General features: G+C 38.1%; 16 protein-coding genes. 4 read left to right on the top strand and 12 right to left on the bottom strand.

The window, feature by feature from the left end:
• Positions 1-23: 23 nt before the first annotated feature.
• From RIB54_RS20685 to mazG, 4 genes are all read right to left on the bottom strand, one after another.
• The gene (locus RIB54_RS20685; RefSeq protein ID WP_350066048.1) at positions 24-1,745 is read right to left on the bottom strand and encodes a sensor histidine kinase; all 1,722 of its coding nucleotides are present in this window, start codon (positions 1,743-1,745) and stop codon (positions 24-26) included.
• Positions 1,746-1,843: 98 nt separating this feature from the next.
• Positions 1,844-3,586, bottom strand: coding sequence for a sensor histidine kinase (locus RIB54_RS20680; RefSeq protein WP_350066049.1), 1,743 nt, complete (start codon positions 3,584-3,586; stop codon positions 1,844-1,846).
• A 76-nt stretch (positions 3,587-3,662) separates the two neighbouring features.
• Complete coding sequence (locus RIB54_RS20675) at positions 3,663-5,594, bottom strand: cation:proton antiporter domain-containing protein (protein ID WP_350102771.1); 1,932 nt, start codon at positions 5,592-5,594, stop codon at positions 3,663-3,665.
• A 55-nt stretch (positions 5,595-5,649) separates the two neighbouring features.
• A complete protein-coding gene (gene mazG, locus RIB54_RS20670; protein ID WP_350102769.1) occupies positions 5,650-6,474 on the bottom strand; it encodes a nucleoside triphosphate pyrophosphohydrolase in 825 nt (274 codons plus the stop codon).
• Positions 6,475-6,555: 81 nt separating this feature from the next.
• Here mazG and RIB54_RS20665 point away from each other — a divergent pair, with 81 nt between their 5' ends.
• Entirely contained in the window at positions 6,556-6,786 is a 231-nt protein-coding gene (locus RIB54_RS20665; RefSeq protein WP_350066055.1) for a hypothetical protein, read from the top strand.
• A 2-nt stretch (positions 6,787-6,788) separates the two neighbouring features.
• Here the strand turns inward: RIB54_RS20665 and RIB54_RS20660 are convergent, their stop codons facing one another.
• Positions 6,789-7,754 (bottom strand): calcium/sodium antiporter, encoded by a 966-nt coding sequence (locus tag RIB54_RS20660; protein WP_350102768.1) that lies wholly within the window; start codon positions 7,752-7,754, stop codon positions 6,789-6,791.
• A 162-nt stretch (positions 7,755-7,916) separates the two neighbouring features.
• Between RIB54_RS20660 and glmM the strand changes: the two genes are divergently transcribed.
• Positions 7,917-9,305, top strand: coding sequence for a phosphoglucosamine mutase (gene glmM, locus RIB54_RS20655; protein WP_350066059.1), 1,389 nt, complete (start codon positions 7,917-7,919; stop codon positions 9,303-9,305).
• 4 nt (positions 9,306-9,309) lie between these two features.
• On the top strand, positions 9,310-10,458 hold the full coding sequence (locus tag RIB54_RS20650; protein WP_350102766.1) for a cysteine desulfurase family protein: 1,149 nt from the start codon (positions 9,310-9,312) through the stop codon (positions 10,456-10,458).
• Here the strand turns inward: RIB54_RS20650 and hemH are convergent.
• From hemH to RIB54_RS20630, 4 genes are read right to left on the bottom strand one after another with little or no spacing between them, the layout of a single operon-like run.
• Positions 10,455-11,468, bottom strand: a complete 1,014-nt coding sequence (gene hemH / locus RIB54_RS20645; protein ID WP_350102764.1) for a ferrochelatase — start codon at positions 11,466-11,468, stop codon at positions 10,455-10,457. The genes RIB54_RS20650 and hemH overlap by 4 nt on opposite strands.
• A 5-nt stretch (positions 11,469-11,473) precedes the next feature.
• Positions 11,474-12,034, bottom strand: coding sequence for a YqaA family protein (locus RIB54_RS20640; RefSeq protein WP_350066065.1), 561 nt, complete (start codon positions 12,032-12,034; stop codon positions 11,474-11,476).
• A gap of 7 nt (positions 12,035-12,041) precedes the next feature.
• Positions 12,042-13,214, bottom strand: coding sequence for a hypothetical protein (locus tag RIB54_RS20635; protein ID WP_350102763.1), 1,173 nt, complete (start codon positions 13,212-13,214; stop codon positions 12,042-12,044).
• Between the two features lie 19 nt (positions 13,215-13,233).
• Positions 13,234-15,867, bottom strand: coding sequence for a PAS domain S-box protein (locus RIB54_RS20630; RefSeq protein ID WP_350102761.1), 2,634 nt, complete (start codon positions 15,865-15,867; stop codon positions 13,234-13,236).
• Positions 15,868-16,032: 165 nt separating this feature from the next.
• On the opposite strand from RIB54_RS20630, the gene RIB54_RS20625 reads away from it, so the two are divergent.
• Entirely contained in the window at positions 16,033-17,241 is a 1,209-nt protein-coding gene (locus tag RIB54_RS20625) for a bifunctional alpha/beta hydrolase/OsmC family protein (protein WP_350102760.1), read from the top strand.
• Here RIB54_RS20625 and RIB54_RS20620 read toward each other — a convergent pair whose 3' ends face one another.
• Genes RIB54_RS20620 through RIB54_RS20610 form a run of 3 tightly spaced genes read right to left on the bottom strand, consistent with a single transcriptional unit; the run spans position 17,242 to position 19,447 of the window.
• Positions 17,242-17,976 (bottom strand): DJ-1/PfpI family protein, encoded by a 735-nt coding sequence (locus RIB54_RS20620; RefSeq protein WP_350102759.1) that lies wholly within the window; start codon positions 17,974-17,976, stop codon positions 17,242-17,244. It abuts the gene before it with no gap.
• Positions 17,973-18,602, bottom strand: coding sequence for a class I SAM-dependent methyltransferase (locus tag RIB54_RS20615; RefSeq protein ID WP_350066075.1), 630 nt, complete (start codon positions 18,600-18,602; stop codon positions 17,973-17,975). Before RIB54_RS20615 ends, RIB54_RS20620 begins: the two co-directional genes overlap by 4 nt.
• A complete protein-coding gene (locus RIB54_RS20610; RefSeq protein ID WP_350102758.1) occupies positions 18,599-19,447 on the bottom strand; it encodes a UbiA family prenyltransferase in 849 nt (282 codons plus the stop codon). Before RIB54_RS20610 ends, RIB54_RS20615 begins: the two co-directional genes overlap by 4 nt.
• Between the last annotated feature and the right edge of the window lie 190 nt (positions 19,448-19,637).

The raw sequence follows: 19,637 nt of genomic DNA, 5'->3' as shown, positions 1-19,637 counted from the left end.
AAGATATAAAAATGATCTAATTGCTAGGCATTAGCCTCTTCCATAACTTTTTGATATGGAAGTTCGAGCAAGAAGATGGTGCCCTCTCCATAGGTAGATTCAAGAGCGATCTTGCCTGATATTTTTTCGGTCATCTCTTTGGCGATATACAATCCCAGCCCTGAGCCTTCTGATTTTTGAGTGGCCCTAAAGAACATGTTGAAAATTTTGTCTTGCAGCTCATCTTCAATGCCTGTTCCATTATCCTCAATTTTAATCACTGCTGTTTGTTCTTTCATTTCCCAGCTTACCAAAATGTGAGGGTTGGCCTTATCCATGTCATGATATTTAATTGCATTGGCAATCAGGTTGTTAAGGACAATTTTTAGACGTCCTCTGTCTGTGTCTATCGAGATATCGTCAGGAATTAGAATTTGAATGTCTATTGATTGTGAGTGTTCATAATACTGTAGCCCTTCCACCACCTCTTCTATCAAAGGCTTGAGGTATACATTTTCTGTGTCAATGGCTAACCTTGTGTTTCTTGAGTAATCTATGATATCAGTGATAAACCCATTTAAAGTATGGATTCGCTTTTCCATCATATTATGATATTCACCCAGTTCATCAGGAGCGTCAGTCATTCGTGCCAGCTGAATAAGGCCTAAGATAGAACTAAGTGGAGCCTTCAGATCATGAGAGGTGCTATAAACGAACCTGTCAAGCTCTTCATTGGTTTTTTCAAGAAGTACATTTTGTTCTTCTATTTGCCTGAAGGCTTTGTTTTTATCATTGATGTCCAGGAGTGTACCTACCATTCTTAGTGGTTTGCCATCTTCATCCCACTGTGCTTGCCCTGATAACAACACCCAAATGTAAGTATTGTCTCCTTTTCTGATCCGTACTTCTTTGTAGAAAGGCTTTTTGTCTTCAAGATGCTCTTTAAGTACAGCTTTTATCTTAGGAAGGTCTGAGGGATGAACGACTTTATTTAATTTATCAGAAGTCATGTTCTCATATTTTTCTGGCGGATAATTTAGCAGATCAATCAATAAAGGGCTCAGGAAGAGTTTATCATTGATGGCATCCCAATCCCAGATACCAGCACTTGAGCCCTGAATGGCCAGTTCGAACCTGTCCTTATTCATTTTCAGCTCTTCAGATATTTTTTCGAGTTTAAGTTCAGCAGTGTTATTCAACCGTAAAATGAAAATTATAATGATGCATGCTGTAATAGCAGAAATGGTAGTATTAAACATAAAATTTAGTTGCACTCCACCTGGGGGAATTACTGATTTCTGCACAAAATCAAATTCATATTTATATACAACTAAACAGAGTATGAGGGAAAATAAGGACATTACAATGGCCTTATTCATTTGCTCAAAGCCAAACAGGGCAAATGAGCCAACAATAATTGGCACAAAAAACATAAATACACCTGTCTCTTGAGCCTCCTTTTCTACAGAGAATGATAAAATAAGATTGGCACTTAGCAGCAGCATGAATGTGGCCACTTGATGCTTACCTGCTCGATTTATAAAAAATGAGCCTAAACAAAGAACGAATAGTAATTGATAGACAATAAATGAGCTTTTAGCACCTTGCCACAAATCAAAGAAAGTATAGAATATGGCTATAATAGCACAGAATAGACTTAGCTGGCCAGTTAATATGGCTCGCTTAGCGGTGTCCGTCTTTTCTATATTAGAATGACTTCCTAGATACAGATTTCGGAAAAATTGAGAATTAGCTGATTGATTCAACGCTTGTCTAAAACTTCTACAGTGGTAAATTTATAATTATTGAAGCTTATTTGCTAATAAACAGGGAGTTAAGGATTTGCCATGGGACTACAATCACATTACTTTGATTGTGTAGTCACAACTTCTTCAGCTATTGGCTTATGGGGAATATGAATATAGAAGGTTGTTCCTTCGCCAATGTTTGATTCGAAGGACAACTGACCTGAGATTTTTTCAGTCATTTCTTTGGCAATGTAAAGGCCAAGACCTGATCCTTCTGAGCTTTCAGTTGCCCTAAAAAACATATTGAATACTTTATCCTGAAGACTGTCTTCAATACCTGTACCATTGTCTACTATCTTTATTACGCCAAGGCCTTCCTTAAAATCCCACTGGATTTTGATAAAAGGGTTTTTCTGTTTTGCATTGTGATACTTGATGGCATTAGCAATAAGGTTGTTCAAAATTATTTTTAGTCTTCCTCTATCAGAATTGATAAGCAAATCATCATCGAATTCAATACTAATAGCAATTCGTTGAGAATCTTCATAGTACTTTAAACTATCGATTACCTCAGCAATGAGGTCTTTCAAATTAATGGAAGAGGCTTCAACTTCTAGTCTGGTATTTCTTGAATAATCAATAATTTCGGCAATAAACCCATTGAGAGCGCCAACTCTTTTCCTCATTCTGGAAAGTATGTCCCCAAACTCCGTTGGATCATTTGACATTTCGGCTACATTAATCAGGCCTAATATGGAACTTAAAGGAGCCTTTAGATCATGTGAAGTACTATAGACAAACCGGTCGAGCTCTTCATTAGTCTTGGCCAGTAGTTCATTTTGCTCTTCTACAGTTTTGAAGGCCTTCCTGCGGTCATCAATATCTAAAATAGTGCCTACCATTCTGATGACGTTGCCTTTTTTATCCCATTGGGCCTGACCTGTATCGAGCACCCATATATAGCTACCATCGGCTTTTCTTAACCTGCATTCAATTCGGAAAGGTGTGCTATTTGTAAAATGGTCATTTAGCACAGATTTAAATTTTCCTTGATCTTCAGGATGCAGAATTCTAAATAATCGTTGAGACGTTATACCAACTAGTTTGTCATCTGTATAGTCAAGCATTTTAAGCAATAGAGGGCTAATGAAAATGCGATCGCTTGGCACATCCCAATCCCAAATACCTACACTTGAACCCTGAATGGCTAACTCGAAGCGTTTGCGGCTTTCTGTAAGTTCCTTTGTGAGCCCAATAAGGGATTGTTGGGAGTTATGCATTCTTTCCTCATACTTTCTACTGATGGTCAGAATGTGATACACCATGGTAACCAAAGCAACAATGCAAATGCTAAAATTAATTAGAAAGCTTTGATCTATGTAAGACTGGGACAATGGCAGTTGTTCAAATTCTATCCAATTGGTAAAATAGACTATATAAAAGCCACTTATGCTTGCACCCACTATGATAAAGGCACTTAATTTTTCTTCTGCCCCAAACAGTGTAAGAGATGCTACTGCTACTACCAAAAAGTACATGAAGACCCCAGTTTCTGATGTTTCCCAAGATGCCAGGATTGCCAAAAGGGTAACACCAGAAAGCATTAATGTCATTTTTGCTGCAGTATACCACTTGAGCCTTAGTAGTATAAGGCATGCGTTTGCTCCAAGCAGTAAAATAAAGTAATAAGGAATATATTCAACAGCCCCGTTGAAATAATCAAAAGCCAGGTAAAACAATGATATGACAATGGCCAGAAAGGCAATTTGGCGTGTAAGCCTTATCCTTTTTTCCAACGCCCAGACACTAAAAGTGTCAATTGAAAATCCATTGTCGTTATTATCGCTCGTCTCGGACATTCGTTATAATGGTACAATTTTAATGTGCCCATGCGGGTACAAAACTAATATATATTGTTTATTCAGGCCTTAACCTTTAATTCGAAGCGTTGTCAAAAAGCAATGTCATCTTTCTGAGACTTTCATTTGATCCAACCATGGTAATCCAGTCGCCTTTCCTAAGTCTGGTATATCCATGGGAAATAATCATTTGCCCTTTTCTTCTTATGGATAAAATAATAGTGTCTGACGGTAACCTCAAGTCACGCAGTGGAAGGCCGTATAAGTCCTGATTGAGTACTTGCAGGTCGATGGTATCTTGTCCGGATTGCATGCCCAGCAGTAGTGATGTAGCCTGAGGCGAACGAACAAAGTGATCCAGCAAGCTAACTATAGCGGTAGAAGGATCGACCACCAGCGCCCCCAATTTGTGGAAACTATCAAAATTGAATCTATGATTGAGTCTTACTACTACATCATTGGTGCCTATATTTTGATATATTAACTCACACAGTTGAAGGTTCTCCTCATCGGTGAGCATTAACACAATGGCTTCTGACAGGGGTGCATCCAACGATTTTAGAGCATCCAAATCCAAACCTTTTATAGTTCTTATATCGATATCTGGATAATCTTCTGGCGTAATATTTTGCTTACGCGTTGCTAGTTTAACCTTCCAGCCTTGTAACTGGAGTTGACGTGCCAGGGCGATAGACTGACTTTCATAGCCAAAAATAATAGCGTCTCTAATACCATCAAAATCAGGCACAGGTGCTTTAAGCCTGCTTTCTTTAACTTTTGTAATTGCCCATTTAAAAAGTGGGGGGCCTATAAATTGGTTAAGTATAATTACAGAAATGACAAGAGTAGAAAACTCCTGTCCCCATTCAGGAAAAGCATCAGCAACAGTTGTCACCAGTCCAAGCCCCACACCAGCCTGGGTAAGAAAGGCCATCCAGTATAAACTAACATTTAATGTGGGCTCTTTACTAACTTTTGCGCCAAATGCTGTGCCCGCAAAAAGTGCTCCTGCATTAAGTGCAACAAGGGCTAGGGCTACTGGTAATACTTTGTAGATCAGTGGTATATTGAGTGAGGCGCCAACTGATGTAAAAAAGGCGCAGTAAACATAAGGCCCAATATCATCAATAATTTTAAGGAATTCCTGTCTGTATCTGGTGAAATTTGTAATTCTATACCCAGCTACTATACATATTAAGAGTGGCTCGAGGTGTAGAGAAATACCAAAGGCTTTTTGTCCTAACAGTGCTACGAAACCTCCCACATAAAAAGCACTGAATCCTATAAGTAGAAGAAGGATACTTTTAGCAGACAACCTGATTTTTAGGGCTAGCAGCGATTTAAGCAACAGCGAATACAGAAAGCCAAGTACGATTGATAAGGCAATATCCAGGAGAATGATTATTACAAAAAAGAAATTTAGCTGACCGCCAAGCTCTAATGCCAAGGCAAATGATAAGGCAGTGGCAAATAGCAAAATGACTAAAAAATCCATGAGAACTGTTGTACCCATCACAGATCGGGTAAAAGGCCCTTTGGCCCTGACTTCATTGATAACTGCAATGACTGAGGATGGAGAACGGGCGCAAAAAATAGTGCCAATTAATAGTGCAACAGAAAGTCGGGAGCTCCAGTTTAAGTTTGATGTAAAAGGTACAAGCTCAGTTATAAAGAAAAGGGCAGTAGTTATTATTAGAAAGGTTATCAACAGTTGACCAATGGTGAGCCATTTTATACTGTTTATACGACTCCTTAAATCCTTGAAATACAATTCACCGGCAGCTGCAAAAGCTATAAAAGCCAATGACATTTCATTCACATATTTTAGTGCCTCCTTTGAATCTGGAGTAATCAGGTTTAAGAAAAATGGACCCGATAAAGCCCCGATTACCAGTAATCCCGTTATTAAAGGCAACTTGATCCTTTGAAATTGTTTAGCAATTTGATTCGCAGAAATTGCGACAATCAAAAAGCCCAAAAGAACTACTAGCATATTTGGTTCGGCCATAAACACTATTTTGGAATTTGAAAAATAACTAATGTTTACGACATAAGCCTATTCATTATTTTAAAGATTTGGCCTTATTCCAATATTCATCCATCTCCGCCAAGCTCATCTCCCACATATTCTTGCCATCTTTTGCTGATTCAGATTCGAGATAATTGAAACGCTTAATGAATTTTTTATTCGTCCTTTCTAAAGCTTCTTCAGGGTTGATATCTAAGAAGCGCGCATAATTAATCAATGAAAACATAAGATCCCCAAACTCTGCCTGGGCTTTGGTTTTATCAATTTCTGTTTCATTTTCTATATTAAATTCTGCCTTGAACTCATTCATTTCTTCTTCTACTTTCTCCCAAACCTGCTCTTTCTTTTCCCAGTCAAAACCAACACCTCTGGCTTTCTCTTGAATGCGCATGGCCTTAACCATTGCTGGAAGTGATTTTGGCACTCCACCCAAAACGGATTTCTTTTGATTACCTTTTTCTTTGAGTTTGATTTTCTCCCAATTTTCCTTCACAGCTCTCTCATCCTTGGCTTCCACATCACCATAAATGTGGGGATGCCTATTGATAAGCTTTTCACAAACGCCATTAAGGACATCAGCCATATCAAAAGCGCCTTTTTCCGATCCAATTCTTGCATAGAAAGTATTATGAAGCATCAGATCGCCCAGCTCCTTTTTGACTTCCTGCATGTCATTTTCAATGATGGCATCGGTGAGCTCATAGGTTTCTTCAATCGTAAGGTGCCTTAGGCTTTCCATGGTCTGCTTCATGTCCCAGGGGCAGTTTTCCCTAAGTTCATCCATGATGGTTAGTAACCTGTCAAATGCTTCTAATTTAGCTTTGCGGTTAAGGTCTGGTGTTGTTTTAATATTTTTCATGAATGCTGTTTTTGAGAAACTTTGGTTCGATTGCTGTTGTTTCTTGAGTGAATAAGTATTTTTGCCTAAAAATAAAGAAACATGACTACATTACTATTGGGAATCGGATTTGTGGCCTTCTTCTTCATCCTGATGTCAGTACGACTAATTTTTTTAAAGGATGGACAGTTTAAGGGAACGTGTGCCTCTCAGAACCCATACTTAAATAAAGAAGGAGCGCAATGTGGTTACTGTGGTAAGACCATGACAGGAGATGAGTCTTGTGGCAATCCCGATAACGAGGTAGACAAAGTAATGTCCAAGTTTTCTTAAGCTTAGCCTCTGAACACCAGATAAGAAATATAGGCGATGTAAACCGCTACAAATAACATACCTTCCCACCTTACAATACGGGCACCTTTACCTACGGCAACTGCAAATAGTAACAAGGCACTTGCGAGAACAATCATCACAATATCAGTATTACTGGCCACATCAAAAGGAAGCGGTCTAATCAAAGCACTTACTCCCAATATCCACAGCAGGTTGAAAATGTTAGAACCTACAACATTGCCTACTGCTATATCTGTATTATTTTTATAGGCGGCTACTGCAGAGGTAAATAACTCAGGCAGTGATGTACCTATGGCCACTACTGTAAGACCAATGAAAGTTTCACTTAAGCCAAACTGATTGGCAATATCTACTGCCCCATTTACCACCCATTCGCCACCAAAATAAAGACCTATTAAACCTAAAAGAATGAAAAGGGAGGCTTTTTTTATGGTCATCGATGGTTCAGGCTTATTAGCCTCTTCTTCCAGTTTTTCATTATCTGCCTTGAAAACCACATAGATATAACCCATAAAAAGAACAAAAAACACTAACAGAATAACGCCATCAACTCTACTCAGGGTGAGTGTCCGTACATCTGAAAGTAGTGCTGCATTGGCCAAAAAACCTACCAGCAAAGTGGCTACCAAGGAAAATGGAATTTCAGAAAAATAGATATTCTTTGAAATAGGTAGCGGTCTGATAATAGCACTTATCCCTAAAATCAATAAGATGTTTGCAATGTTACTACCAAAGATGTTTCCAATGGCCAGACCCGGATTGCCTCCAAAACTCGCTGTAACGTTTACCAGCAATTCAGGTAAAGATGTTCCAAAAGAGACAATTGTTAACCCAATAATCATTTGAGAAACATTGTATCTGGTAGCAATTGAAGATGCCCCATCTACAAGGAAGTCAGCACCTTTGATTAGCAACACAAAGCCAACAATAAATAGGAAATAAGTCATGAGTGGATAATTTTCATCAAGCGAATATATTTAAAAATATATAACATTTAACTTTTTGATAATAAAAGAATTAAGGGTGAGACGTGTAAATATATTAAAGTCACAAATCCTGTTTAAAATGAAAAATGTTAACTTTGCACATTCATTTTAACCTAGTAAAAATTGACTTTAATAAAATCCATTTCAGGAATAAGAGGAACAATTGGCGGACAGCCTGGTGAAGGATTGACTCCATTAGATATAGTTAAATTCAGTGCGGCTTTTGGTAGCTGGGCTGTAAAGCAAAGTGGTAAGAAGAAGATTATCATAGGGCGAGATGCGCGTATCTCTGGGGAGATGGTAAGCGGCTTGGTGGTCAATACATTAGTTGGTTTGGGAATAGACGTGGTTGACCTTGGCCTGTCTACAACACCCACTGTAGAGATGGCCGTGCCTGCCGAAGATGCAGCAGGAGGAATAATCTTAACAGCCAGCCATAACCCGATACAGTGGAATGCGCTTAAGCTTCTTAACAGTACTGGAGAATTCATATCAGGTAATGATGGTGCGGAAGTGCTGAAAATGGCTGAGTCAAATGACTATAAATTTGCTGAGGTGCTCGCCTTAGGAAAGCTAAAAACTGATGATTCTTATATCGATAAGCATATAGATAGCATCTTAAAATTACCTTTGGTTGATGTGGAGGCCGTTAAAGCACGGAAGTTCAGTGTGGTTGTGGATGCCGTAAATTCAACTGGAGGAATTGCTGTACCGAGATTGCTTAAAGCAATGGGCGTTAAGGTTACTGAGCTTTATTGCGAGCCTACTGGTCACTTTCCTCATAATCCAGAGCCATTACCAGAAAACCTAAATCATATTTCCTCAGAAATGGAGAAAGGAAAATTTGACTTGGGAATTGTAGTTGATCCTGATGTGGACAGATTAGCGCTAATTCAGGAAGATGGAACACCCTTTGGTGAAGAGTATACCTTAGTGGCCGTTGCTGACTATATTTTATCTAATAAAAAAGGGAATACCGTTTCTAACATGTCATCATCCATGGCCTTAAGAGTGGTTACTGAAAAGCATGGATGTGTTTACACATCATCGGCAGTTGGTGAGGTAAATGTTGTTGAGGAAATGAAGAGGACGAATGCAGTGATTGGTGGTGAAGGTAATGGAGGGATTATTTACCCAGAGTTACATTACGGTAGGGATGCTCTTGTAGGTATTGCTTTGTTCCTCACGCATTTGGCCAAATTTGGAAAAAGCTGCTCAAGACTAAGAGCTAGCTATCCGAATTTCCATATCTCTAAAAATAAAATTGAGCTTACCCCCGAAGTGGATGTAGACAAAATTTTGGTTGAAATTCAAAAACAATACGCGTCAAAAAAGATCAGCACGATTGACGGTGTGAAAATTGAATTTGACCAAGAGTGGGTTCACCTAAGAAAGTCCAATACAGAACCCATTATTAGAATATATTCAGAGTCAGAGTCTGAAGCTACAGCCGAGCATCTGGCAAAGAAAATAATCTCCGATATTAAAGAAATAATAACAGCTAAAGCATAAGATTATGAATGTTTATCTGGACAATGCAGCAACAACAGCTATAGATAGTGAAGTATTTGAGGCCATGAAGCCTTATCTATTAGAAAATTATGGTAATCCATCTTCAATCCATTCTCATGGGCGAAAAGTGCGTTCTGCTATTGAATATGCCAGAAAAACGGTGGCTGAGTTGCTTCATGCTTCACCAAGTGAAATATTCTTCACTTCAGGGGGAACAGAAGCTGATAACGCACTTATTTGTTCATCGATTGAATCCTATGATTTAAAGCACGCCATCAGCTCTAAAATTGAGCATCATGCTGTGCTTCACACTTTAGAGAACCTTGAAAAGCAAGGTAATATAAAATTGAGTTTTGTAAATCTTGATGGCAACGGCAATGTAGATTTTGATCATTTAGAGGAGCTACTTAAAAATAATGGCCGCTCATTGGTGTCATTAATGCACGCCAATAATGAAATAGGGAATATAATTGATCTTGATAGGTTAGGTGACCTATGTGAAAACTATGGTGCCATTGTTCATTCTGACACTGTTCAGACCATGGGGCATTATAAGCACGATTTATCAAAACTTAAACTGCACTGTATAACAGGTGCTGGGCATAAATTCCATGGGCCTAAAGGTGCTGGTTTTATGTACATCGATAAGCATACCAAAATTGCACCTTTCATCCACGGTGGCGCCCAGGAGCGCAATATGCGCGGAGGTACAGAAAATGTTTATGGCATTATAGGTACGGCCAAGGCTTTGGAAATAGCCTACAGGGATATGGAAGAGCATCAGGTTTATATCCAAGGACTTAAAGACCGTATGATCTCTAAATTGAAAAACACTATTGAAGGGGTTGGGTTCAATGGTGAGTCAGAAAATAAGGACAAAAGCCTGTATACGGTATTGAATGTTTGTTTGCCTCCATCTCCGGACAATGATATGCTTTTATTCACTTTGGATATAAATGGAATTTCTGCTTCTGGTGGAAGCGCTTGCTCAAGCGGGGCATCTAAAGGCTCGCATGTGCTTTCGGGTATTAATGCAGATCCAAACCGGGGTGCGGTAAGATTCTCATTCAGTAAATACAACACTCCTGAAGAGATAGACTATGCCGCAGAAAAAGTGGCTGAGTTTTACAGTGAGTTAGCTGTTAAAAACTAGGACTTATTTAATACCAAATCCTTCAAACATTTAATCCAGAGTGGGTGCTCATTTAGGCTCTCAACCAGCTGAACTTTCTCGCCACCATGTTCTTCAAATATTTCCTGGTACTCGTCACCTATTTCAATGATGGTTTCAAGGCAGTCTGCTGTGAAAGCCGGAGAGAACACCAATAGTTTTTTAGCTCCTTTTTTGCCCCATTCTTCAACTACCTTATCAGAAAAAGGAGTTAGCCAGTTCTTATCAAGCCGTGACTGGAAACAGACAGTATATCTATCTTCTGGTAAGTTCAACTTTTCAGCAATCAACCTTGTTGTGGCATAACAAGTTGCCTTATAGCAATACTTATTTTCTTCAGTCAACTCATGCTCACAATCCCTGTCACTGCATAGGCCATCCTGATATACCTTATCCACGTGCCTGTCAGGTAGTCCATGGTAAGAGAAGAGTACATGATCATAATCTTCAATATTATACTTGGAAGCTCTATCTAAAATAGCATCAATAAAATCTGGATTATCAAAATATTGCCCCACAAACCTGATTTCAGGTATTATCCACCATTTTTTAACAACATCCATCACCAGCTCATAAGCTGAGCCGGTACTTGCAGAGGCATATTGAGGAAACATAGGGAGCACTACTATCTTGTTGTAGTTCTTTAACCTCATTTGCTCCAAAACATCTACAATATTTGGGTTCTTATACCGCATGGCCAAGTGCACATCATAACCTTCTCCCAGTTCTGTATCTAATAGTTTAGCTACATTGTTACTGATTGTTAGTAAAGGAGATCCTTCTTCTGTCCACAGTTCTTTATACACTTTGGCAGACTTTGGAGCCCTAAACGGAACAATAATCAAATTCACAAGTAGTAATCGAGCTATTGCGGGAATGTCAATAACACGAGGGTCATTTAAGAACTGTGATAAATATGACCTTACATGAGATACACTGGGGCTATCAGGTGTACCAAGATTTATCAATAAAACTCCTGTTTTTGATTTCATATATATTAAAAATAGAATAGGGCTGCTGAATAAAATGCAAACCTTAAAAATCTTGTTAAAGAAATTAATAGAAAACTGTTGAAATTAAAATTAGTAGCTCCAACCAACATACATATTGCAGAAAAAGGTACGGGAGTTACTGCACCTATTACAATTAAAAAACCAGAATAACGCCTTAGTAGGTTTTTGTATTTGTGGATATATTTTGTAAAGTAGGGTTCAAAGAGTGCAACTTTACCAAGTTTAGACCCAATGTAATAACCCAAAACACCTGCCAAATAGGAGATAACTGCCAACAATGTTACGTTGGCTACATAAGTATTGAAAAGGCCATGATTTTCTGACCATTTTACAAAGAATTCAGGAGGTATAATACCAAAAATGACCTCTGAAACAATAAAAACCGCATATACAGCCATTGGCCACTTGGCTATATGTTCTAAAAATGCATTAAAATTGGTGTACTCTTCAAAAACATAAAAAAGGACCAAAAGACCAACAAGCCATAATAACCCCTTGGCTATATTCTTTATTAAAATCCTTGATCTGAAATTAAGCAAACTCATGGGTGAACTACTGAATAGGACAACGTTTAAACTCCTGATTCTCGTCAAAAAGCTTTCGGTATGTGATATGGGTTTTAACAATGTCTCCACCTACTTGTTCTACCACGCGGATCATTTTAGGGTTAAAATCTCCGATCCAGTTCATTTCAAGATCATCATAACGTGGGTAGTCCTTTTGCACCATTTGAGCTGTGGCCAACACCAAGGCACCTTCTACACCTTTTCCCTGATGCTCAGGTACAATTCCGAAAACAAGGCCGAGCATTTTTTTACAGCTCTTTCTCCATTTATGATAAACAAATTTCAGCTTTCCGATAAGGTCTAGCTTTCCATTTACATATTTGAAAATTTGATTGACCTCCGGCAGGTTTATATAAAATGCTATTGGTTCTTCATTGTAGTAGCCGTACCAAACAATCTTTTCATCAATGATTGGCTTCATCTGCTTCATGATGGCCTTGGCTTGCAATGATGACATTTGTGACACACCTTTATGACGCGCCCATGCCTTATTATATACAATTCGGAAATCTTCTGTGTATTTATCAAGCTTGCTTAACTCCAAATGACGGAAAGAGTATCCACTATCTTTCTGAGAGAGAATTTTTTCCCCTTTTTCCATCAGCTTACTTGAGAATGGATCTCTTACCTTACGACCAAAAGTAAACTGCTTGAAGTAATCTTTAAAGCCATAGGCTTCAAAAAGATCTTGATAATATGGAGGGTTATAGTTGCAGTTATAGTTAGGCTCAATTTCAAATCCGTCTACCAGAAGGCCCCACCACTTGTCTCTCTCTCCAAAATTAATAGGGCCATCCATGGCCTCCATTTCATTTTTTATGAGCCATGCTTTACAGGTGTCAAATAACAAAAAGGCCGCTTCTTTATCATTTATACATTCAAAAAAACCCATTCCTCCAGTAGGCTGGTCGTTATCTTTTGATACGGTTTTTTTATTAATGAAAGCTGCTACACGCCCAACAATCTTTCCGCTATCGTCTTCCAGTATCCAACGGATACACTCACCATTCCTAAAAGTCTTGTTCTTTTTAGGGTCAAATACAGCGTCAATATCTTTGTCAAGAGGCCTTATCCATTTAGGGTTATTCATGTAAAGACGTACCGGCAATTTAATAAACTCCTGGGCTTGAGCTTTATTACTTACTTCAACAACTCTCATAGGTGCAAGTATAAGAGTTCTAGGCCTTAATTGCCGCTTTATCCTTTGTATTAGGTAAAATAATGGTGAAGGTAGTGCCCTTGTCAATAGCACTTTCAATGTTTACATTACCACCTAGTTTTTCGATGGCATTTTTAACAATGTACAAGCCAATACCTGAACCCTCTGCTGAAGTAGTAGCTCTAAAGAACATGTCAAAGATTTTAGGAAGTGCACTTTCATCAATACCAATACCATTGTCCTCTATTTTTATCAATGCCTGATTTGCATTAATATCAATATCTATTTTGATAAAAGAGTTTGACACCTCAGTATTTAAATACTTGATGGCATTGGAAATAAGGTTTCTGAAAATCTCATTAACTCTCCATTCATCACTATAAAATTCATGATCTGAAACGGTAATGAATTTATCGATGTTGCTGGCGCCTCTCAAATAGCCAAGTCCTTCAAAACAGTTCTCAATCACTTTCTTGAAATCAATCCTGTTGACAGCAACATCCATTTTCAGATTTTTCGAATGACTCAATACATCATTGATAAAACTGTCAAGTTGCTTTACCCTGTCTTCGATAATGGATATATACTGTCTGATGTCATCTTCATTTTGATCGTGGCTGGCTAAATGAACTAAGCCGAGGATGGATGACAGTGGGGCTCTAAGGTCGTGTGAGACTTTGTAAACAAAGTTGTCCAGTTCATTATTCCTGATCTGAAGTTCATGCTCTACATTCACACGATCGGTGATGTCTACATAGATGCCATAAATGCCAATGGTCTTATTATTAAAAGACACCGGTACACCATATATAATAACAGGAATTAGTGAGCCGTTTTTGTGCAATCGTTTCGATTCCAAAACTCCTACCGTGCCTTTGGCAGTAATAATGTTTATATCTATGGCCTCTTTGTTTTTGTCTTCAGGCACAATGATATGGTTAAGCTGGTTTCCGATGATATCTTCCTCTCCAAACCCAAACATTTTTTCAAACCCGCTATTCATTTGGACTACCTTGTGCTCATCATCAAGGAGTACAATTCCCATAGGAGCATTATCAAACAGCTGAGAAAACAGCTGTTCATTTTGTTCGATAATATTTTGAGTGATTTTTGAATCGTTAATATCTAGAAGCGTTCCGGCTGACTTTTTAACTTCTCCTTTTTTACTACGTTCAGTAACTTTTCCTTTGTCCAACACCCAGAACCAGTCCCCTGATTTCTTTTTAACACGGTATTCCGATTCGAAAACTTTTGACTTTCCTGTTATGTGACGTTCCATTTTAGCACGCACTTCATCAACATCATCAGGGTGAATCATGCTTTTCCAATCCTTGAAGGCTTCGTCAAACTCTTCTTTAGAATACCCCAGTTTGGCAGCCCATGATTTATTAAGAAATGTCCTTCCCGATTTAGCTTTCCATTCCCACAAACCCAGTTCGGCACCTTCTAGAGCTAGTGTTAACCTTTCCTGGGACAGTTTGTATTGGTGTTCGACTTCTTTTTTATCTGTAATATCAAGCAATAAGCCATAGCGCACAATGGTACCATCTTTCAGTTTTGCCGGGCTACTCTTACCTTCAATCCACTTTTCTTCACCATCAACAATAATACGGCCTTGCCATTCCCAGTTCTTGGCTTCGAACTCACTGCTTTGTGTTGAATTTCTAAAGGTTGCCAGGTCATCTGGGTGGATACGCAGTTCGAGTTTGTTGGCATCTTCCATAATCTCCTCAGGTGAGAATCCAAACATCTCCTGACACCCCTGACTTATATATCTGAACTTATGCGGATTGTCGCCTATTTCTTCATATTCATAAATAACACCCGGCAGTCCCATGGTGAGCATCTGAAACTTAAGGTGTGTTTCAGATAAAATTTCATCGGCCTGTCGTTGAAAAGTAATATCAGTCAACATTAATATTACTTCCTCAAGATCTTCATTGGCATTTTTTACCGGAAAAATATGGCCTTTAATAAATTTCTTTTCATTGATCCCTAACGACTTTATTGATGGAGTATCATACGGGTTATAAGCTATAATAGGAATATCACATGGGCTGCCAGCAAATCCTTTTTCAATAAATGGCATGATGCCTAAGTCAACGAGTTGGTCATCTTCCAATATGTTGTAATTAGTGATTGCCTTAATGGCCATACCACTATTAGCACCCCACAAATCTCCATATGCCTTATTAAAGTATCTTGGGCGGCCATCTTTATGATATATGGCCGTAGCTATTGGAGATTCCTCAATGAGATGTTTCATTCTGCCATGGGCTGCAAACTTCTGAGATACCTTTCGTAAGATGACCATACAGCCAAGTCCTTCTCCAAAGGGCAGGTTAAAAGGTGACAAACTGGCCTGACAGATATGATTACTTCCATCAGTAGCAAAATGAAAGTTGTTTTTTAGAACATTACCACTATTATTGAGAGCTTGTTTTAAACCTTCTAGAAAGAATTTTTGACCAAACTGGAAGGAAACTGTAAATATAGGTCTACCCATAACCTGACCAGGGGTTAATCCAGTCGTGTCCACCATCTTTGGATTCCACGCAATGACTTTGCAGTCGTCATCGAGCAAAAATATACCATCAACACTGGCCTCTATTAAATCTGAAATATAGAGACTATCCGCACCCAACTTGTTCATCAATATTATTTCTCAAAATAAAATTTGCAATATAAGGGTTAGAATGTGAGATTCAAGTGAATTGTAAGAAAATCCTTTAAAAAGCAACTTTAGAGTTAATTTTTGGGTTGATGAAGGCAATTAAGCCTACTGACTCTAAAATTTAAATCTTAAAATAGTATAATTATGAAATCTACCAAGGTCACTTTTAGCAACAAAGAAAATCATACTATATCTGCTAAGCTTGAATTACCAATTGACAATAAACCAAAGGCATATGCAATCTTTGCTCATTGTTTTACTTGTTCAAAAAACCTTTCTGCGGTAGTTAATATTTCAAGAGCCCTGGCCCAACATGGATTTGGGGTTTTAAGATTTGATTTTACAGGATTGGGAGAAAGTGAGGGGGAGTTTTCCGATACTAACTTTACAACAAACACCACAGACCTGATAGCGGCCTATGCGTTTTTAGAAACTAATTATAAAGCACCTGCACTAGTTATTGGCCACTCTCTCGGTGGGGCTGCAGTTTTATCTGCCGCTCATAATTTTAAGGCAGCAAAAGGTATAGTTACAATAGGGGCTCCATATGATCCAGCCCATCTAAAAAAACTTTTTAAAATAAAGGAAGAACTTATTGAAAATGAGGGAGAGGCTACTGTAGATATTGGAGGTAGGCCATTTAAAATCAAAAAACAGCTTATTGATGATTTGGAAGAGGTTTCCAAAGATGAGAGTATTAATAAACTGAATAAATCATTGTTGATCTTTCACTCACCGCAAGATCAGGTTGTTGATATTTCTAATGCTAAGGAAATTTATTTGGCGGCTAGGCACCCGAAAAGCTTTATTTCCCTTGACAAAGCAGATCATTTGTTATCTGATAAGTTTGACTCAACTTATGTTGGTAATACCATTGCTGCCTGGGCTGAACGATATGTGGATGCAGAAACCACAAATGAACTGAATACAGATTTGCAGGCCGTGGTAATGACGGGTGAACAAGGCTATACTACAGAAATAAAAGCAGCTGGCCACAGTTTGATTGCCGATGAGCCAGAATCTGTTGGAGGACTTAACCTTGGTCCAAATCCTTATGATTTACTAATATCGAGCTTAGGAGCCTGCACGAGTATGACCTTGAGAATGTATGCTGACAGGAAGAATATCGATTTAAAAGAGGTAAAAGTTCACCTGAAACATGAGAAAGTTCATAGTGCTGATTGTAGTTCATGCGAAACCAAACCGGGTTCAATTGATCAAATTGAAAGATATATTGAACTTACCGGCAATCTTTCTGAAGAGGAAAAGGCTAAACTTTTGGAGATTGCTGATAAATGCCCGGTTCACCGGACGCTGCATAACGAAATTGTGGTTAAGACAAGTTTGATATAGCTACCGAACCCTTACAAATTCTATCTCCTCAACATTCCAATCAATAACCAAACCTTTGGCAATTCCTTTAGCAGCCTTTTTACCATACAATATCTCTGACAAGTACAGTGCCGGATCATAGGATTTGGCACCACCAACAGAAGTAATGAGTTTGCCGTCATGAACGAAGCTTACTCCTTCATGCACCTTGAGGTTTGGGAAGGTCTCTTTGTACCTTTTAATATCAGATGGGAATGTGGTTGACTCTTTTTTATCTACTAATCCCGCTTTTGCTAAAACAAAAGCACCATCGCACAGAGACATCACATATTTAGCATTGTTACCTGTTGTCTTTACAAAATTGATAAGAGCCTCATTTTCAAGATCAGAATCCATACTATGCTCGGCACTTGGCACCACCAATACATCAATTGGTGGTAGTGAATCATAAAGAAAGGCATAATCAGGAATAATCTTGAGTCCTTCGAATGAGGTTATTATAGTTGAATCAGGAGCAACTGTAAATACTGACATGCCTTTTTCAGTATGGAATACGGTATGGTGCAATATGTCCATAGGTGCGATTAGCTCAGAGTTGTAAACGCCATCTACTATTAAAAAAGCCACGTTCAATTTGTTAGAAGGCATGAGTGGAGCGGGAAGTACAGCACTATTATTCATAGCCTCTTTATTCTCGGTTCCGTTGCAGGCAAGTAGAGCTGCGGTGATCAAACATATATAGATGAGATTTTTCATTTCGCGAGTTTAGATTTTTGATAAGCACATGATTCTATCATTTTACCAAAGTAAAACTTAGTATCTATTTTTTTGTAACCAAGAGCCTCGAATTGTCCTTCAAAATCCTGAAGTTTAGTGCCTTCTAACTGACTAAATATTTTGAAAAACAGATACATTAATTTTATCAGAGCGTTTTTGAAAAAGGAGTTGGTTTTCCTAAAGTCTGTGCAGAACCAGATCCCTGAATCATTTAAAGCCAGATCGATTTTCTTCATAATCATGGAGAGATTCTCTAAAGTAAAAACATCTAAAAAGTAATTGGTTATGACTATATCAGCTTTTGGCAGATCAATACTTTGAGCGTTTTGATTAATAAAAGCAACTTCCAGATTTTTGAATGGTTGTTTGCTCCTGGCGAGCTCAACCATTTTTGATGAAAGCTCTACATATGAGATGGATAGGCGCATTTCCAGTTTATCAAGTTCTTTGAGTATATCTCCTGATCCGCCACCTAAAATCAATACATGATTGTCCGCTTTTAAATGGTGGAGCATAGCCCTTTGGGAATCTATTAGGCTATTCCCAAAAATAAAGCTTCCCAGTTTGTCATAAACGGGTGCTATTAAGTTGAAATTATTCTTCACAGAAGATAGAAGATGGGGAAAAGGAAAATGCCATCTCCGGCATAGCGATAGTATTTAATCATGTACATATTCTTCCGCTTCCAGAAAATGATTTGCAATACCCCAAACATACATGCCAGCAGTATGGACTCTTTTACAAATCCCAATGAGATCAAATATGTAATCAATACAATTCCTATTAGTCCTAGCAGTTTTAGTACAACTAATGTAACAGGCTCTCCTGCTGCAATAACAAACGAAGGAAATTTTGCAGAAAGGTCTTCTTTTTTATCCATTAGTGAAAACAGCAACAAATTGAACAGCACTATAATAAAGAAGATAGTAATGACTAACCACTGAAAACTGGAAATGGGGTTAGTCATTTGACTCACCGGACCAAGGCAAATACCAGCAGTATAAATAATGGCAATTACCAGCTCTTTGTGAAGGACATATTTACTTTTTAGGAAATGAATAGATAAAAAGTACACCAGTACAGCACAGCTTAAGATTGTGCCATATAGTAATGTTTTGTAAGGTATAAATGGAATTAGAACAGCAATTAGTACAATCATAAAAATTAGAATTTTTGATAGTAGGGAAGCGTGCCTTTTATGAAATGCTAGCCTAGCACTGAGCTGATCCGCTTTGCTGTTCTTGGCATCTAACAAATGGTCGAAGGTGTAGATGGACCAAATTACAAGACCTAGAGTAATATTTGAAGTAACATTCGATTGTGATTGTGTTAGAAGGCCCATAAAGAGGCAGGAAGTTACTCCTCCCAAAACCACGTCAAGGCTGAGTTGGAAATACCTCAAATGCAGCTGAAATATTATTAAAATGACATTTTTCTTTTTTTTCGTCATTTGTTGCTAGCTATTTTTTGACAAAAACTAATAATATATTACATGAAATAAGACTTACAATCAAAGTAATGGGTGTTGTGATACAAAGTGGCGCAATACAGATATATTAACATTTTTAATTTCTATAATTATTATTTAGCCGATTATTCAATGTTACAACAATATAAATTTCGGTTAAATCTGGTTTTTC

Source organism: Fulvivirga sp., assembly GCF_040218215.1.
Taxonomy (GTDB): Bacteria; Bacteroidota; Bacteroidia; order Cytophagales; family Cyclobacteriaceae; genus Fulvivirga.
The sequence above is the reverse complement of the archived record's forward strand: the minus strand, read 5'-3'. Positions and strand labels throughout refer to the sequence as shown.

Excerpts from the sequence above, each read along its gene's own strand:
- RIB54_RS20680 (WP_350066049.1), bottom strand. The coding sequence starts at position 3,586 with ATGTCCGAGACGAGCGATAATAACGACAATGGATTTTCAATTGACACT.
- RIB54_RS20650 (WP_350102766.1), top strand. The coding sequence starts at position 9,310 with ATGAATGTTTATCTGGACAATGCAGCAACAACAGCTATAGATAGTGAA.
- RIB54_RS20635 (WP_350102763.1), bottom strand. The coding sequence starts at position 13,214 with ATGAGAGTTGTTGAAGTAAGTAATAAAGCTCAAGCCCAGGAGTTTATT.
- RIB54_RS20640 (WP_350066065.1), bottom strand. The coding sequence starts at position 12,034 with ATGAGTTTGCTTAATTTCAGATCAAGGATTTTAATAAAGAATATAGCC.
- RIB54_RS20610 (WP_350102758.1), bottom strand. The coding sequence starts at position 19,447 with ATGACGAAAAAAAAGAAAAATGTCATTTTAATAATATTTCAGCTGCAT.
- mazG (WP_350102769.1), bottom strand. The coding sequence starts at position 6,474 with ATGAAAAATATTAAAACAACACCAGACCTTAACCGCAAAGCTAAATTA.
- RIB54_RS20620 (WP_350102759.1), bottom strand. The coding sequence starts at position 17,976 with ATGAAAAATCTCATCTATATATGTTTGATCACCGCAGCTCTACTTGCC.
- RIB54_RS20625 (WP_350102760.1), top strand. The coding sequence starts at position 16,033 with ATGAAATCTACCAAGGTCACTTTTAGCAACAAAGAAAATCATACTATA.
- RIB54_RS20665 (WP_350066055.1), top strand. The coding sequence starts at position 6,556 with ATGACTACATTACTATTGGGAATCGGATTTGTGGCCTTCTTCTTCATC.
- RIB54_RS20660 (WP_350102768.1), bottom strand. The coding sequence starts at position 7,754 with ATGACTTATTTCCTATTTATTGTTGGCTTTGTGTTGCTAATCAAAGGT.
- RIB54_RS20630 (WP_350102761.1), bottom strand. The coding sequence starts at position 15,867 with ATGAACAAGTTGGGTGCGGATAGTCTCTATATTTCAGATTTAATAGAG.
- RIB54_RS20675 (WP_350102771.1), bottom strand. The coding sequence starts at position 5,594 with ATGGCCGAACCAAATATGCTAGTAGTTCTTTTGGGCTTTTTGATTGTC.
- hemH (WP_350102764.1), bottom strand. The coding sequence starts at position 11,468 with ATGAAATCAAAAACAGGAGTTTTATTGATAAATCTTGGTACACCTGAT.